The following is a 16140-nucleotide window of genomic DNA, read 5'->3' as shown; positions in this document are numbered from 1 at the left end:
TTTTCATGCAAGTAATTATGGAATAGAAACCAAAAAGCCTCAGTGGAAAACACCGAGGCTTTGTTAGTCTAAGATCAATTACTTAATTCGCAGGCATTGGTAGGATTTCAAACATCCCATCAAAGTCATCTAATGTGCTCACGAGTTGAGTAACTAGTTTGGCATTGCCTGTTAACTTCGCCTCACCAGACTTCAATAGGTCATCAAGCGTTGCTTGCCCGAGTACCATCGCCGTCATATCCGCTTTGCTGATTTGCAACGTGACATCTGTAGTTGGCAGTTCATCTACTTGGATGTTCGCCATATTAGAATTAGAAACTTCGCCAAAGTAAGACTCATTTAAGTCTGGGTGGTGAATACCAAAGCTAAAGTCTAATTCCGCCTGCTCTGCTTTTTCCGCATTTAGTCGAACCGCAAGGAAATCCAAGAACATGCCCGTTGGGGTATTTGCGATAACATCTGGAGATGCGAGTTTAATCGATGGCTGAATGTCTCCAGTACGAAGCTCGACCGCCCCTTGCAGGTAAGAGTTACGCCAAGCCATGGTTTCAGACTGGTAGCCTTGCTGCTCGAAGCTATCCGCTAATGCAAAACGGTAGTCGATATTGCTTGGGTCACACTGAACCAGATCATTGAACAGTTGTGATGCCTCTTGGTACTCGCCTTTTTTAAAGTGCGTTTGCCCTGCTTTGAATAAGGTATCCGCACCTGCTGCATCTACGTAAACACACGACTTCGCTTTGGTTTGCAGTGGGTTGGTGTTTACTGGGTTCATGTCATGGTAACCAAGGTACAAGTTCACTACTGCGCGAGCATTGTGGCTGTAGGAGCCGTGATAGCCATTGGTGTGCCAAGTGTCTTTTTGAGATTGTGGGACGATTTTTTCAATCTCACGCCCAACATCATGAATAGTGACACCATGGTTTGCTAAACGCATCGCTTGGTTGTGGATAAATCCATAGTTGTCACGTTGTAGCGTCATGTAATCCGAAATTTCGTTGGTTTCTGTCTTGGCATCATTCCACACTGGTGCAGAGTGAGCAGCATGAATGTTATCAACCAAGCCACTATCAACGTAACGCAACTTAAGCTCTGTCAGATACTTAGTCCAAGCCAACGCATCACGCACTTTTGCTCCACGGAAGGTATAGATATTGTGCATACCGTCATAGGTCAGTTCCGCGGTGTTCAGTGATCGATACTCTGGAATATAAAGGACGATTTCTGCTGGCGCTTCAGCCCCTGGCATATTGATCGCGTGGAACTCTAGTCCATCGATGGTGACGACTTTTTCACGCTCTTCAATTTCCTGTGTCGGAGCAACCAAGGTGACTTCACCTCGAGAAGTGCCGAGACCAAGTGCGTTATCGACGATGCCCTGAGTGTTGTTATCCAACGTGGTTCCGTATTGATAGTTTGCACGGCGCCCCATTGCAGCACCCGCAATCACGTTTTCATCCGCGAGTTCTTTGATAAAGTCATTGGGTGCATAGATTGGTGCACCTTCAACAAAGTCTCCCGACTCAAAAATACCGCGAGAACCACCAAAATGATCCGCATGCATGTGCGAGTAAATCATACCCGTAATTTTATGTTCGCCATTGATCTTTGGCAGATGCATTTTAGCAAATGCCCATGACGCGGCAGCCGCTTCTTTTGACAGCAAAGGATCGTGAATAACGTAACCATTGTCAGTGCGATAGATGGTCATGTTAGACAAGTCTGCACCACGGATCTGATATACCCCATCCGTTACTTGATACAAACCACCAGCGGCGTAGTTCAACATGCCTTGACGCCAAATCGATGGATTCACCGACGCTGGTAATTGCTCCACACTCATCTCTGACATGTATTCAAAGCGATTTTTCAGATCGCCTGCTTCGTGAGTGCCAAACTCGGCAATGAGCCCTTTCTTTGTACGTTCAAATGCACTGACGTCTTGCCAAGGTAGATCTTTCGCTAGCGTCGCATTTGCACGCTGAGTATGCTCCGTTGCAGGCTTACCTTGGTAAGTATCTAAGCTGGCGTAATCCGCTGTTGCAGAAAAAGAAACGAACAGTGCAAGTGAAATCGCTGAGGGTGCAAAACGGTTTGTCATAGTGAGCCTCGTGGTGTCTCGTTATTGGATATGCGTTCACTTTATTTCGTTGACACATCAAAATACATGCATGAAACTTTATTTAAAACATCACCATTTGTTATGTATTGAGAAAAGCTTGTGCAACCATCCAATATCGATCTTAATCTCCTTCGAGTGTTTATCGCGGTTTATCAACACCGTTCAATCACGGTTGCGGCGGATACCATGGGTTTAACCCAGCCAGGGGTCAGTGGCGTGTTGAAACGACTGCAAAAGCAGCTAGGCGTACAACTCTTCGTTCGCTCAGGGCGAGGCATAGAGCCTACGCATCAGGCTCACGAGTTAGCCCGTCAAGTTGAGCCAGCACTGAATCAAATCCGAAATGCATTGGAAGGAATAGAAAGCTTTTCCACTGAGAACTCCCGTCGTTTTGTGGTTTATACCTCCGAGCCAGTGATGTTAATGCTGCTTCCTAGGATTGAAGCAGATAACACGCTCGGTAACGTTGAGATAGAATTGCACCCGACGCTGTCCAGTGAAACAAAGCTGATCAATAACCTCAATCAACAGAAAGCAGACTTGGCGATCGATTTCGCTCATTACTCTGCTCCTTCCTTTTTCTCTGAATTCTTTTTAAATGATGAGATCTGTCTGATTGCCAGAAAAGGTCACCCAAGGATTCAGCAAAAGCTGTCACTTGAGCAGTTCTATCGCGAAAAGCACGTCACACTAAAACTTCGTCGCGAAGACGCCTATCTCGCGGACTTGTTTACCGAGGAGTCGATAGAAGAGCGTAAAGTCGCAGCAGAATGTGACTCTTTGGTGTCGCAGATGACGATGATCTCGAACAGTGATTGCTTAGCGGCAACCGTCAAAAGTATCGCCAATCAATTTGCCGAACGGCTGGACTTACAAGTGCTGGATGCGCCTTTCACCAATATCCCTATCAAATATCGACTGCTTTCACATAACCGAATGAAGCACAGCCCTGCAAATATTTGGCTGAGAGATAAGCTCAGGTCGTATTTCGCGGCAGAGTCTTAGAGATAGAGAATCAAATAGAGATAAAGAGTCAAAGGCAGAAAAAAGCCCGCCGAAGTGGCAGGCTGATATCGTATTCCTTCAAGTAACTCAGTGAGCGATTAGCCGAACAGCTTGCTCCAAATGCTTGGGTTACGCTTGTCGTGATACTCTTCACGTAGGCTATCGATTTCACGCAGTTGATCTTGCGCTTCTTGTAGCTTGCCCGCATCAAGATCTGCTTCAATCTTGTCTAGCGTTACCGTCAACTTATTGAAGCCTTCTAGATAGAGAGCGAACTTCTCTGGCGGGTAGTTACCGCGCTTAGATTGCTCGACGATCGCTTGTAAGCTATCAATGGCAGATTTCATGGTTTCTACATCAGACGCTTCTGCCGCCTGTTTGAAATCCATCTTCATCTGCTTCATGTTTTGTTTTAAATCGACGGCTTCTGCCATTGCGTATGTTGAGCCCAACGCAATAACACACCCCAATACTAAAGGACGTAACATCTTCACTTCTCCATTGAATACCGAATTCTGAGTCGGCTTTTTAATGCGAGCAGTGTAAAGCAATCCCTTAACACTTGCATAACCAAAAATGTAATCAAGTTTATGCGTTGCGAATCTCGTCATACTCTACAATTGGCTTGCGACCGCGCAGCTCTAGGAAGGATAAGAATTGTTGTGCTGAGTGAGTGATAACCTTGCTGCTGTCGATGCCGACTCTGTCCATTAAATCACCTACTAAGCTCAGGTTACCCACATCATGACAGAAGTGTGCGTCACTGCCGGTAGTAAAAAACACACCCAACTCTTTACCGATTTGCGCAATCTCGTGGCAACGGTCCACACTGCCAACACGGCTATTGCCTTTCAGTGTGGTGTTGTTGATTTCAATCGCGACGTTGTGCTCTTTCGCGCACTTCAAGACCGCTTCGAAGTCGAAGTCAAAGTTTGGGTTCCCCAGATGACCGAGGGCATCAACGCGACCATTTTTGATGATATTCAAAAGCGCTTCAGTGTGTGTAGCCTTATTAGCAGGGTGGAACACAGGCTCATGAAAGCTTGCGATAACCCAATCTAGATTGCGATCAACACTCGGTGGAATATCAATTTCACCTTCCGTATTAAGGATGTTAGATTCAACTCCACGGATGATAGCAACCCCTTCAAGAAAACGAGGCAGAATTTTCTGGTTAGAGAAAAACCAGTAATGAGGCGCACCCGGCATGGATTCAGCGTGATCGGTCGTACAGAACATATCAAGCCCGTTCTCTTGTGCCGACTTCGCGTTTTCAATCAACGTACTATAAGCGTGGCCGCTAGCGTACGTATGCGTGTGGGTATCAACCTTAAATTCCATCATCAACTCTCTTGGTGCGCAAATTGGAGGCTATTGTATACCCACAACTCACCTGTCGTCAGCCCAATCTTAGCTTGCAACCTCACCTTACTCTTCACTGATGGTTTTGATCAAAGGCAGAGCCTTCTCCCAGCCGTGGTTGAACATTGACACAAAATCACTGTGAGTGTGAATGGTTATACTCAACAACAAGCGATCATCCAACGTATCGATCTGATAGATCTCTCGCGATCCGATCCACTTGGACGCTAAGTCTCCATCCAATTGCTGCCGATTATCTGGGTTAAAAATGGCAACATGATGAAACTCCAGTTTTTGTAACGGCTGTACCGTGTCAATTATCGCTCTCGTTCCACCCATATCTGGATCAAAAAAAGTCATGTCACAACCTTCTTCCCATGCGCCATCAAATTGAGACTGAGGCGAAAAGGCTTGCGCCCATCGTTTGTATAGTTCGACATCGGTCAGCACGCTCCATACGCGCTGAGGTGTCGCAGTAATCTCGACGTGATAGTTTAAAGTCAGCATGTTTTCTCTCCCTGCATCTTTCTTGACGCTAGCTCATTCTGATTAAAAATCAAACAGGCACTGACGTTTACACTTCATTTGTCACAGCTTGCTAGGCTAAACCTATCCTTAAGGTGTTTTAGGTCGCAGTAAACCTATACGGCGTGCCGAGAACCTAATCCAGCAGGTATTCATTACCGTCGCTAGGACAATTAAACTGATGCCCATAACCTGACTATCACTCATTTGGTCTTCAAAGAACGCCCATTGCCATATTGCTGTAAACAGTAAGTTAGTGAATATAAGTGGAGCGAGCTGTGAACCACTACTTGCAAGTTGGTAAGCTTTAGAACGAAATACTTGCGTATTAATAATAAGTAACGACATCAGAAATACGAGCAACGTATTGGGCGTTTCAAAAGTGCTTATCGACATTGAGCTCATCAACATGCTGGCGTCGTTCACCACGACCAGTGGCAAGATAAACAGAGCTGCTGCGCCAAAGGTCCAAAAGTTGATTTCAAGCGGTGATAAGCCGCTCTTACTTGCTTTGTAGAGCGTCAGTTGAGAACCAGAGTTAAACAGCCCACCAGCTAATCCCAACAGCAAATCGATACGCCATGTAAACTCGCCATCCGAACCAGCCAATAAAATCACACCTGAAAACGCCATAACGAGCGCTACGATGGTCGACATTCGAATCTGACCACGCATAAACAGCTTCTCGACGATTGGCATAAACAGTGGCCCAGTCGCAAATAGCACGACACCTTCAACCAGAGTCAGCGTTTGCAGCGACGCGATAAAACACAACTGACACATTGCGATGAAAAGAGCACGAAGCAAAATCGGCTTAATGGTTCCTACAGTAGGCAAAGTAAGATTCTTAAAGCGCAATATGACCAACAAAATGAGAGCCGGAGTGAAGAAGCGGAGGAAACTGAACATGGTCACGGATAAATCGTTACTGAGCTGCTTTGCTAACAGTCCTGTAACAGATAAACTTAATGTCGACATTAACATGAAGGTGACAGGTTTATTTTCTTCTTTCATTAGATACTCCTTAATTCACGGAGTATTTTAAGAAAGTAAACAAATGAGAAATAGCGAGTAATTTTAAACTTACTTGTAAGAAAAACTTACAGATTTAAATTATCCAGATACGATCCACCCCATCAAAAGAGAGAGTAATAGCAGCATGCGCAAGTTAGTACCGCTAAAATCCATCTACGCATTTGTCGCCGTAGCGGAGACAGGTAGCATGACAGAAGCCGCCCATTTACTCTCGGTTAGCCATTCTGCGGTCAGCCAGGCCATCAAATCCTTAGAGAGTCAGGTCAACAAACCTCTGTTTGACCGCATCGGTCGCCAAGTCATACTCAACAATGACGGCAAGAAATACTATCGAAAAGTCTCACCAGCTCTTGAGCAAATCGTCGATGCGACAGAGGCTTTGATTCACGATCAAAACTCCATGCGAATTACGCTCAACATGGTTAATTCGCTCGCCTTGCATTGGTGGATACCTCGCATGTCGAGCTTACAAGATTACGCCCCCCAGTTGGATATTCGTTTGTCGAACCTAGTTGGGCAGTTTAGCTTGGAGCAAGAAGGGATTGATGTCGCTGTCGTACATGGCAGCCCAGAAGAGTGGCAAGATTACTACTGTGAAATGCTCAGCGAAGATGAGTTAGTGCTAGTGTGCAGCCCTGAACTGTTAGAGCAATCAGAAAGTCGTGACATCCGCCACCTTTTGTCGGCTTACCCTATCATCGAGGTGACGAATGATCGTCGCAAGCGTGATTGGCAAGTTTGGCAAGAGGAAACTGGACTTCAACGCCCAACTAACATCAAACCGATGACCTTTAATATGTCGATTCAAGCAGTTCAAGCCACGACAAGACGTTTAGGATTGCTAGTAACACACCGATTGTTTGTTAAAGACGACATCAAGTATGGACAATTAATTGAGCTAGGAGAGCCAGTCGTAAACCCTTATCAAAAATTCTATTTTGTCTGTCCTCCCCATAAACTTAAGCTAGAGTCGATGCATCAACTAAGAGCATGGCTAAAAAAAGAGCTTAACGCTCAGTGAGAACTGGTTAAAAGCTAAAAATAGAAAGAACATAACTTAACATCACTGCATATATACCCAAGTGACTTCAAGATGCAGGATTCAGAGCGTTGTCATTGACTCGAGTGCAAGGAAAACAACGCAGCGTAATAGCCAGCTCTTTCCAAGTTGTTTGACGCAGCAATCGGGGCAATGACACGCTCCCAAAGGGCCCTCTTTGCAAAGAGTAAGAGACTTGGCTTGTATACTTTGTTGTCGATTCTTGATTTAGACCCACTAGACCTTTAAATCGCCGCCGCGTCTACAAACCAAGTCATTCTCGCTGAACCTAGCATCTCGAGGTTACTTGGGTATACTAATTAATGAAGATAACAACAGGGGAACATGCATGAAGTTATCACCAGTTATCGTTGCAAATATCTCTTTACTGCTCGGGCTACAAGTCTTTGCCTCCGAGGTAACAGTCAAAACAGCAAACAACCAGCCAGGGCTGTCAACAGCCGTGATCAATGGAGAGAGGATCACTCCGAATCAAGCCCCTTTCTTCGCTCGACTCATACTTCACAGACAAGGTTCAAATACTTTTGCTGACGTTTGCGGTGGTACCATCGTCAATGACCGATACATTATGACTGCGGCACATTGCGTTGGCGAAGATGTCTTTTCTAACGGCTGGTCAGAAGATGACCTACGAGTCTTAGTCAAAAACCCCTCAGGCTCAGATGTGTATGTCCAAGAATTCAAAGATGTAAAAACAATAACGCAGCACCCAGACTACGATGAATCCGATTTATGGATTAATGATATTGCCATTCTCGAACTCAGTTACCCTATTACTGACAATGTTCAATCGATTACCTTGCCACAAGACTTCGGCGATTACAGTGCACAAAGCGTTTACCAAATCTTTGGCCTTGGTCAAACATCATCAAATGATACGTCTGGCGCAGATTACTTGCTCACAGCCGATGTTCGCCCATTGACAGACATCCAGTGCGCAAGCCTTGTCTCTGGATACCATAGCCAAGAAACCCTTTGCGCTAACGGCTTTCCAAACAAACCCTACACCGGTATTTGCCGTGGCGACTCTGGAGGGCCTCTGACTTACCTAGATAGCGATGGAAGTTATCAGCAAATTGGCATTGTTAGTTATGGTTCTTCTGTATGTGAATCTCCATCCATCCCGAGTGTGTTTACCGAGGTATTGAACTATACAACTTGGATTGAACGACTTACTAGTAGTGGAACAAAAACTGCCTATGATGCTTCAAAGGCTGCCTCTGAGGATTACTACAGCGAAGGTGACTCAGGATTTGAACCGCAAGATACGGTCGTGACAGAAACAGATTCAGTAGGAAGCAGTGGTGGTGGCCTCTCCCCATTTTTGTTTATTTTCCTGCTCCCTTTCAGCTACCTACGCCGACGTTGTGAACGTCTAATTTGATATTGATACTTTTCACAGAAAACGTGAAGTAACCCTATACATACTATGGATTTTCATTATTTGGAAATCACAAAACTTGCTATGATGCGTAGTAAATCGTTTGCAGAGTAATGAGATGAGCATCAATACTTCAAAATACGGAGTATTTTCTTACGTTATATTATCGCTTTCTATTGTGTCGATGATATTCGTCAGCTTTGGGTTATCTTCTCTTTTCGTTTTAGAACAAGACAATTTCCAAATCATCTCTATCGTTGGCGCTACGGCGTTAGTTAGCTTTCTTCGCTATAGGTCAAAAGCGATACCCAGCGTTGTGCTTGGGTTGTTCTTTTATTACTGGCTAACAGGGAGAGGAGTTCAATTCAGTGCAACTTATAGTCTGCTCCTTCCCATTGTTCCATTTGTAACCGCATGGTTGTTTCATACCTATAATGATAGAGCACTAGATAAACCCGCTTCCACTAAGCTAAGCGTGTTTTTCTTAACGGCCGGATGTTTTTACCCACTGGCTAATACAATGATGATGTTGATAGTTAGTGGTGTAATAGGAAGCAATTATTTTGACACCCACTTCCTCGTCTATGCAACATTAGGTGGATACCTGACACAGCTACTTGTCACGCCAACCCTATACGTTGCAACGTGTTTGCTAACTGGTACTGATCAACAACGCTTTATTGCCTTAGACCGAAGCTTACGTCACTCCAGCAACACGGATAAGCGCTATCTTTTTTGGCTATTTGGCAGTATCGGTTTGCTGAGTTTAGCAGCGTATGCACCGAGCTCCTTCCTACTCAATACGGTGAGTTTTTGCGTAATTCTTATTGTAATCTCCGGTTTGTCTCGCCATGGCATTATTCAGCCATTAGTAATTGGATCATTTGCAACATTACTCATCATCTACGACGCCATACATGCATTCAACGCTGGTCCGTACAATCAAGAAAAGTTGCTGGGATTAATGATCATTGTTTCCGTACTCGTTACCCTAGCCTACCTGCTTGCTGGCTATTCCATCAAATACTATGAAATGTCTCAAATGCAGATTCAAGCGGAGCGGATAGACCCCTATACTGAGTTATACAATATTGCTCAGCTAAAAGAAGACGTATTTACCCAGTCACAATCTGTCTTGATCTACTTAGATCTCACTTCAACTCTTTCAATGCTGACAGGGTTAGGACATGAAGGAAAATCTCAACTTATTAAGCAACTTAGTGATTATTTAAGTTCGAGAAATGAAGGGATTAACCGCTGCTACCGCCCCCCTTTTTCAACGGGAGTCATTAGTTTTACTGAAATGTCAGAGGGCATACATGGTGAGCTCTATGAAGTTTCTCGGCATCTGGAAAAATTCCAGTTTTATTGGCAAGGGACATCAGTATCTTTAGTTAACCCTGTCTTGCACTGCGCTCGTATCTATCCAACCATGGACATAGAAAAAGTTGCCTCGGTACTTTGCGACCAAAGAGCGGGATACGATGAAACCATACATTGGGTCACACTAACCTCTGCGCATTCAGATCGAGTCGACAAACTGAACTACATCCAACAAATATTCAAAAATGATCAATTCGAACTCTACTGTCAGCCATATAAGACTCTGTCACCTACAGCCAATACACCAACTAGCTTTGAGGTTTTATTGAGGGTAATAAACTCGGATGGTTCAATACTTGCTCCTGCCGATTTTTTTCCTTTGATTAACCAATTTGGCTTGGAAACTCAACTCGATCGATGGGTAATTGACCATACGTTTCTAATGCTTGATGCTCACGTAGAAGATTGGACCCAAATCGATTACTGCTCAATCAACTTAACCGCTAAAACACTTGGTGTACCAAACTTAGCCGAGCAAATAATCTCCAAGGCAGCGCAGTTGAAGATTCCTTTAGAGAAAGTCTGTTTCGAAATCATCGAATCATCAGCATTAAGCAATGAGCAACAAGCGATAGAAACACTAACGACACTGCGAGAGGTGGGCTGCAAAATTGCCATCGATGACTTCGGTACTGGATATGCAAGTTTTGAGTATTTAAGAAGACTGCCACTTGATGTACTAAAAATAGACGGAGCATTTGTTAAAAACCTACCTTACAATGAAACCGACCGATTGATCGTAAGCTCGATTTGCACTGTAGCGCGCGAGATGAAACTTCAGACAGTTGCAGAATTTGTCGAAAGTGAAGCCCACATTCAGATCTTATCTGAATTAGGAATCAACTATGCACAAGGTTATGGTATTGCGAAGCCAATGCCATTGGTTACTTGTTTAAAAGGTATGGCAAAAAAGGGAGTAAAGACCGTGGCGTAAAGACTCTTTCGTATGGCTCGATCTCACTAAACTAAAGTATCTTCCTCTTCAATCGTGAGTTAATAATATCCTCTATGAGCTTTTGTTCTTTCTTCGCTTTCTCATAGTTTTGTTTGGCTCGCCAGCGTTCCAGTACTTTCTCTAGCCCCTGAACGCGAGCGTGTTTGTGTTCCAATTGCTTTTGAACTGAGGTGCAACGGGCTTGCATTACTGCTTGCTCATGCTCGTGATGCTGCAACATTTTTTGCAGCATCTGATCAACTCGATTTAAGTTCATCAACGTCGCACTGTTCAATGTTGGCGCCATCAATGCCGATTGTCCCGCGTGATTTTTTAGCGCAGAAAGCTGCTGCAGTTGTGTTTGCAAATGAACATGCTGCTGACGCATCTGGTCAAGTTGCTGCCCAACGCGATCACGCTGCTTTTCTTCCATCAGTTGTAGTTTACCGACCGCTTTTAATTTTGCTTCCACAACTTAGCCCTCATTGTGCCTGAAACAATTGAGCAAGCTCGGTCAAGCTCGTTGGGTAATCAACGGATTCAGTGGCTGACTGTTGCAAATAGCTTCTCAATTGAGGATAAATAGCCACCGAGCGATCGAGCTCTGGATCTTGACCTGGCTGGTAACCACCTAAAGGCAGCAGTTCTTTGACTTGAAGGTAACTCGAGTAAAGTTGCCTAAACTGATTGGCAATTGTGCTATGAGCCTCTTGCGTACACGCAGTCATGCATCGACTAATTGATGCGTTGATATCAATCGCTGGATAGTGTCCTTGCTCGGCTAATTGACGTGACAACACCACATGACCATCAAGGATGGCTCGAGCAGAGTCGACCACGGGATCCTGTTGATCATCGCCTTCCGCCAATACCGTATAAATAGCCGTCAAACTACCGTGTGGGTTTTCACTGTTACCCGCTCTTTCAAGTAGTTGCGGGAGTACACTAAAAACAGAAGGTGGATAGCCACGTGAAGCTGGTGGTTCCCCCAAAGACAGTGCAATCTCACGTTGTGCCATGGCGTAGCGAGTCAAAGAATCCATTAACAACAGAACATCTTTACCTTGGTCACGAAAATACTCTGCCACACGATGACATAGTAAGGTGGCTCTTAATCTCATCAAAGGGGATTCATCCGCTGGAGCAGCAATAATGATCGCTTTCTGACGAGCTTCAGGTGTTAGGTTTCTTTCTACAAACTCTCTCACTTCTCGACCACGTTCACCAATCAAGCCAACAACAATGACATCAGCTTCTGTATTTTGGGTAATCATTCCCATTAAAACACTTTTACCGACACCACTTCCGGCCATTAAGCCGATACGTTGCCCCTTCCCAACAGTAAGCAAACCATTTATCGCCCTCACTCCAACATTTAGTGGTGTATCAACTGGACGGCGTTTCAGTGGGTTAATCTGCTTTGGTTCGAGAGAGACTCGCTCTCCTCCTTTCAGCACTGGACCATCATCAAGCGCTTCACCAAGGCCGTTAACCACTCGACCTAGCCAGTTACTGCTTAACTGTACGGTACTATCACCATCAAGCGGGATAACTTTTGCGCCTGCAAACAGACCACCTAAACGGCGAATCGGCATTAAATACGCAACGGTATGATCAAACCCGACAACTTGGGCTTCAATCATATCGCCTTCATCCGTCTCGACGAGGCAACGCTGCTCCAATTTGAATCGGCACCCTACGGCTTGCAGCATTAAACCATTCACTTTGACCAGTCGCCCAGTCACTCTCGCAACAGGGATAGAATCGAGTGACGCGATCGCATCACTCATGCGTTCGCTTAATAGGCCTCGTGGCATTGCATTACTCATCAATACCTTCAACTTGAGGCAGTGCCACCTCTTCTAAAAGGTGTTGCTTTACGTTGTCCATACAAGCTTCTAACCGAGAGTCACAACTTGCATCGGCCTCTGCATCATCAGTAACTAAATGGCATCCACCGGTCTGCAGTTCTGGGTTTGCGACAAGTTTCCAGCTCGCTGGTAGGTCAGCATTTATTTGAGTAATTCGTTCAAGATCTTGCGGGTTCAGGTGAACCGTCACTGTCTCATGCTTACCTGGCATAGCTCCTAGGGTTTCGTCGACCAGAGCTAGAATTTGCTGTGGCATCAACGTCAATTCTGCACGAATAACTTGCTGAGCTACTTTTTGTACCAATTCACAAATCATATGACGCTGCTGCTGCTCTTTTTCTGCTTGCCAACGTGCCAAAGCTTGGTATAGCTCATTGACTGGCTTTGCGGCTTCACTGAACATTTGCTTGCCAGATTGCTCCCCTGATACAAACCCTTTCTGAAAGCCCTCTTTTTGCCCTTCAAGTACGCCTTGTTGCTGGCCTTGTTCCACACCTTGACGAAAACCTTCGTCATGGCCTTGTTGTAAGCCTTGTTGAAAACCGGCCTCTAAACGCTGTTGAAGATCGACTTGGGTGTCTTGCCACTCATTGTCTAATCCCAAGTTTTCATCAATAAGATTTGGTTGAGCCAATGGTGGAAAGCGATGAACGCGATACGCAGAAGATGGTAAACGCATTTTTTTAGAAACGAGTACGTTGTTAAAATCAGCCATAGCTTTACTCCACTGTAGGCTCTTCGTACAAGATCAAATCAATCTCACCAGCTTCGCTCAGTTCACGGACCAACTCCATGATGTCTTGACGAGCGCGCTCGACACTACTCAAGCCTACAGCACCACGTACCTGCATATCATCTTCTAACGCCTTAACCATGCGCTGAGGCATAGAACGCTTGATAGCTTGTTGTAAGGTAATTTCTGCACCTTTCAATGCAACAGCCCACAGTTCCATTGGCACCTGTTGCACCAGAAGGTCCATGGTTTCTTCTTTCTGACGCCCCAGCACCATGAAGTCGAACATATTTTGCTCAATCTCTCGAACAACTTCTTCATCATGAAGCTTCAGCATTTCCATCAACGAAGCACGATCTCCTTCGAAGCGGTTTATGATATCGGCAACCTGCTTCACACCCGACATTGGCGCGCTCTGACTGGTCGATACCTGCTCGATACAGCGCTCGATAAGGTCATTAAGATCGGCCGCTACCTGATGGTCGATATCCTGTAATCGAGCAATGCGAAAGAGCAGCTCATCATGATAATCTTCCGGTAGATGTTTCAACACTGCAGAAGAACTGTCTGCGGGTAAGTAAGCAAGAAAAATAGCCTGCATCTGCGGGTGTTCATTAGCAATAAAACGGGCTAAAACTTCTGCATCTACCCATTGCAAACGTTGCATGTTGTTTCGAATCTCATCGCCATACAGGTTATTCAGCAGCCCTTTCGCTAAGTCATTACCAAGTGCTTTACGCAACGTGTTCGAAAGATATTCTTTAGAAGCACCACGAATACCACTATGCTCGCGAAAATCTTCAAAGAAATGCTGGATAATTCCGTGTGCAGAATCACTCTTAATGCCGCTTAACCGAGCCATTGCTCTGGTCACTCGTTGGGTTTCATCACGACTGAAGTGCTGCAATACTTTAGCTGCAGCGTCCTCACCCATACCTAACAAGACAAGAGCCGTCTGCTCTACATGACTAAGCGTCTGCTTTTGCTTCGACTGTGCTGTGTTCATTCACGTTTACCCATTGTTTTAGTACTTCCGCTACACGTTCTGGCTCTTCATTTGCGATGAGCTGTAGATGTTTCAATTGAATTTCAAGCGGCGAACCCGGAGGCGGTAACATATCGCTGTTTACGTCTAAGCCAGACGACACCGCGATACCTTTTTCTGACAAACGTCGGTTGAGTGTTTCTTCACGTTCACGCTCTTCTCGAGTTTGAACATTGTCATAAACCGGCTCTTCTTGTGGCTCCGCAAAATCAAGCTCTTGATCTCTTCTATCGACACCCGTTAGATGCATAATCAGAGGACGCAGCACGAAGAAAATCATCGCCATACCCAGCATGCCACCAATAACATAGCGGATCGGCTGCTGGACTGTCGGATCTTGCCACCACGGTAGTGCCAATGGCGCATCAATATCGATTGGGGTAAAGTTAAAGCTCATTAGGCTTAAGCTGTCCCCTCTATTTTCTGTAATACCGACAGCGTCCATAACCATGGTCGTGATTTGTGCTTTCTCTGCGTCCGACCAAGCAGTGCCATTTGGAGCTGCTTGAGAGTTTAGAAGAACAGAGACACTCAATTTCTCAATTTGACCTTGTTGGTACTGAGTACGACGCACGCTACTGCCCACCGCGTATTGGCGGTTGATCTCGGAGCGAGCATTGGTATTTTGGCTATCTTCTGTATTTGGCTTATCACCTGTCACTGGAGGTTGGTTACTCAGAGACCCAGGAACACCTAGCGCAATCTGATCAATGGAATTATTTTGAATCGTATGTTCATTGCGTACAACTGGCGTGCTATCCAATATCTCTTGAGTTTCCTCTACCTGGCTGAAATTCATATCAGCGGCAACTTGAACTCGGAAGTTACTTGGCCCGACTATCGGTGTAAGCATGTCAGACGCTCGTTGAATGATTTGCTTCTCGACGTTCTTTTGGTATTCCAAGTACTTTGCATTAACTTTACCCGCCTCTAGCGAAGCTACATCAGCACTTAGTAATCGTCCGTATTGGTCAATAACAGAAACAAACTCAGGCTTCATCGCCGTCACACTACCCACGATCAAGTTGATAATGGCTTCAACTTGCTCAGGTTTTAAATCCTCACCTGGTTTCAGTTCTAACATCACGGATGCTGACGGATTCTCAGTATTCTGACGTACAAATAGTGTCTGACGAGGAATAGCCAAATGCACACGAGCATTTGATACTGCATTCAGTGACATGATAGTGCGTACTAACTCACCCTCTAATCCATGTCGGTAGCGCGCCGTTTCCATGAACTGGCTAGTGCCTAAAGAACTGTCTTCTTTTAGAGAGTCCAAACCTGTCGGAAGTTTAGCTTTTACTCCTTTTGCCGCAAGCAACATTCGGATGCGAGCAACATCACCTTCAGGTACGAGTACTTGCCCATTTTGTTCTTGCATACGGTAGCTGATCCCTTCCGTTTCCAGAACAGAAATAATCTCACCGATATCAAAACGCTCTTGCTGGCTGTAAAGAGGCCTAAAGCTCTGTGAAGAACTCCAGAGTGCAACAACAATAATGGCAGCCACGATTGCGGCCAATACCGCAGAAAGCACCAAATTACGTTGGCTACTAGACCATAGTTTTTTGAGCTTAAAAGAGATGTCATCCATCCCTTTTAAAGTGCTAGTTTGAGAGGTTGTACTCACAGAAGGTTGAATGGTGGCGTTGCCTGCCACTTGAGTCGATAGTTCAGACAT

The 16140-nt window shown here is 45.2% G+C and carries 14 protein-coding genes; 4 read left to right on the top strand and 10 right to left on the bottom strand.

Annotated elements, in window-relative coordinates:
* Positions 1 to 82: 82 nt before the first annotated feature.
* On the bottom strand, positions 83 to 2101 hold the full coding sequence (locus KIV41_RS20005; protein ID WP_252043123.1) for an alkyl/aryl-sulfatase: 2019 nt from the start codon (positions 2099 to 2101) through the stop codon (positions 83 to 85).
* Between the two features lie 120 nt (positions 2102 to 2221).
* On the opposite strand from KIV41_RS20005, the gene KIV41_RS20000 reads away from it, so the two are divergent.
* On the top strand, positions 2222 to 3127 hold the full coding sequence (locus KIV41_RS20000; RefSeq protein WP_252043125.1) for a LysR family transcriptional regulator: 906 nt from the start codon (positions 2222 to 2224) through the stop codon (positions 3125 to 3127).
* A 98-nt stretch (positions 3128 to 3225) separates the two neighbouring features.
* Here KIV41_RS20000 and KIV41_RS19995 read toward each other — a convergent pair whose 3' ends face one another.
* The 4 genes from KIV41_RS19995 to KIV41_RS19980 all read right to left on the bottom strand — a co-directional run bounded on the left by KIV41_RS19995 (position 3226) and on the right by KIV41_RS19980 (position 6028).
* Complete coding sequence (locus tag KIV41_RS19995; RefSeq protein ID WP_285337551.1) at positions 3226 to 3615, bottom strand: cytochrome b562; 390 nt, start codon at positions 3613 to 3615, stop codon at positions 3226 to 3228.
* Positions 3616 to 3715: 100 nt separating this feature from the next.
* Positions 3716 to 4468, bottom strand: coding sequence for a phosphatase (locus KIV41_RS19990; RefSeq protein ID WP_252043282.1), 753 nt, complete (start codon positions 4466 to 4468; stop codon positions 3716 to 3718).
* Positions 4469 to 4555: 87 nt separating this feature from the next.
* Positions 4556 to 4996: an SRPBCC domain-containing protein gene (locus KIV41_RS19985; RefSeq protein WP_038882910.1), complete on the bottom strand. Its 441-nt coding sequence runs from the start codon at positions 4994 to 4996 to the stop codon at positions 4556 to 4558.
* Between the two features lie 108 nt (positions 4997 to 5104).
* Positions 5105 to 6028: a DMT family transporter gene (locus KIV41_RS19980; RefSeq protein ID WP_252043126.1), complete on the bottom strand. Its 924-nt coding sequence runs from the start codon at positions 6026 to 6028 to the stop codon at positions 5105 to 5107.
* Positions 6029 to 6173: 145 nt separating this feature from the next.
* Between KIV41_RS19980 and KIV41_RS19975 the strand changes: the two genes are divergently transcribed.
* From KIV41_RS19975 to KIV41_RS19965, 3 genes are all read left to right on the top strand, one after another.
* The gene (locus KIV41_RS19975; protein WP_038882911.1) at positions 6174 to 7070 is read left to right on the top strand and encodes a LysR substrate-binding domain-containing protein; all 897 of its coding nucleotides are present in this window, start codon (positions 6174 to 6176) and stop codon (positions 7068 to 7070) included.
* A 367-nt stretch (positions 7071 to 7437) separates the two neighbouring features.
* The gene (locus KIV41_RS19970; protein ID WP_285337550.1) at positions 7438 to 8493 is read left to right on the top strand and encodes a trypsin-like serine protease; all 1056 of its coding nucleotides are present in this window, start codon (positions 7438 to 7440) and stop codon (positions 8491 to 8493) included.
* Between the two features lie 115 nt (positions 8494 to 8608).
* A complete protein-coding gene (locus KIV41_RS19965) occupies positions 8609 to 10807 on the top strand; it encodes an EAL domain-containing protein (protein WP_252043128.1) in 2199 nt (732 codons plus the stop codon).
* A gap of 31 nt (positions 10808 to 10838) precedes the next feature.
* On the opposite strand, the gene fliJ is transcribed toward KIV41_RS19965, so the two are convergent.
* From fliJ to fliF, 5 genes are read right to left on the bottom strand one after another with little or no spacing between them, the layout of a single operon-like run.
* Positions 10839 to 11279: a flagellar export protein FliJ gene (fliJ, locus tag KIV41_RS19960; RefSeq protein ID WP_252043129.1), complete on the bottom strand. Its 441-nt coding sequence runs from the start codon at positions 11277 to 11279 to the stop codon at positions 10839 to 10841.
* Between the two features lie 10 nt (positions 11280 to 11289).
* Positions 11290 to 12624, bottom strand: coding sequence for a flagellar protein export ATPase FliI (gene fliI, locus KIV41_RS19955; RefSeq protein ID WP_373417617.1), 1335 nt, complete (start codon positions 12622 to 12624; stop codon positions 11290 to 11292).
* A 4-nt stretch (positions 12625 to 12628) separates the two neighbouring features.
* Entirely contained in the window at positions 12629 to 13357 is a 729-nt protein-coding gene (gene fliH, locus KIV41_RS19950) for a flagellar assembly protein FliH (protein ID WP_033009374.1), read from the bottom strand.
* A 40-nt stretch (positions 13358 to 13397) separates the two neighbouring features.
* On the bottom strand, positions 13398 to 14417 hold the full coding sequence (locus tag KIV41_RS19945; RefSeq protein WP_010450918.1) for a flagellar motor switch protein FliG: 1020 nt from the start codon (positions 14415 to 14417) through the stop codon (positions 13398 to 13400).
* A complete protein-coding gene (gene fliF, locus KIV41_RS19940; RefSeq protein ID WP_285337549.1) occupies positions 14380 to 16140 on the bottom strand; it encodes a flagellar basal-body MS-ring/collar protein FliF in 1761 nt (586 codons plus the stop codon). Before fliF ends, KIV41_RS19945 begins: the two co-directional genes overlap by 38 nt.

The sequence above is a fragment of the Vibrio sp. D401a genome, assembly GCF_030248515.1.
Classification (GTDB): Bacteria; Pseudomonadota; Gammaproteobacteria; order Enterobacterales; family Vibrionaceae; genus Vibrio; species Vibrio rotiferianus.
The sequence above is the reverse complement of the archived record's forward strand: the minus strand, read 5'-3'. Positions and strand labels throughout refer to the sequence as shown.

What these genes read in the sequence shown, in the direction of transcription:
- fliH (WP_033009374.1), bottom strand. Translation starts at nt 13,357, where the DNA reads ATGCGTTTACCATCTTCTGCGTATCGCGTTCATCGCTTTCCACCATTG.
- KIV41_RS19970 (WP_285337550.1), top strand. Translation starts at nt 7,438, where the DNA reads ATGAAGTTATCACCAGTTATCGTTGCAAATATCTCTTTACTGCTCGGG.
- KIV41_RS19965 (WP_252043128.1), top strand. Translation starts at nt 8,609, where the DNA reads ATGAGCATCAATACTTCAAAATACGGAGTATTTTCTTACGTTATATTA.
- KIV41_RS19975 (WP_038882911.1), top strand. Translation starts at nt 6,174, where the DNA reads ATGCGCAAGTTAGTACCGCTAAAATCCATCTACGCATTTGTCGCCGTA.
- KIV41_RS19945 (WP_010450918.1), bottom strand. Translation starts at nt 14,417, where the DNA reads ATGAACACAGCACAGTCGAAGCAAAAGCAGACGCTTAGTCATGTAGAG.
- KIV41_RS19985 (WP_038882910.1), bottom strand. Translation starts at nt 4,996, where the DNA reads ATGCTGACTTTAAACTATCACGTCGAGATTACTGCGACACCTCAGCGC.
- fliF (WP_285337549.1), bottom strand. Translation starts at nt 16,140, where the DNA reads ATGTCTGAACTATCGACTCAAGTGGCAGGCAACGCCACCATTCAACCT.
- KIV41_RS19980 (WP_252043126.1), bottom strand. Translation starts at nt 6,028, where the DNA reads ATGAAAGAAGAAAATAAACCTGTCACCTTCATGTTAATGTCGACATTA.
- KIV41_RS20005 (WP_252043123.1), bottom strand. Translation starts at nt 2,101, where the DNA reads ATGACAAACCGTTTTGCACCCTCAGCGATTTCACTTGCACTGTTCGTT.
- KIV41_RS19990 (WP_252043282.1), bottom strand. Translation starts at nt 4,468, where the DNA reads ATGGAATTTAAGGTTGATACCCACACGCATACGTACGCTAGCGGCCAC.
- KIV41_RS19995 (WP_285337551.1), bottom strand. Translation starts at nt 3,615, where the DNA reads ATGTTACGTCCTTTAGTATTGGGGTGTGTTATTGCGTTGGGCTCAACA.
- fliI (WP_373417617.1), bottom strand. Translation starts at nt 12,624, where the DNA reads ATGCCACGAGGCCTATTAAGCGAACGCATGAGTGATGCGATCGCGTCA.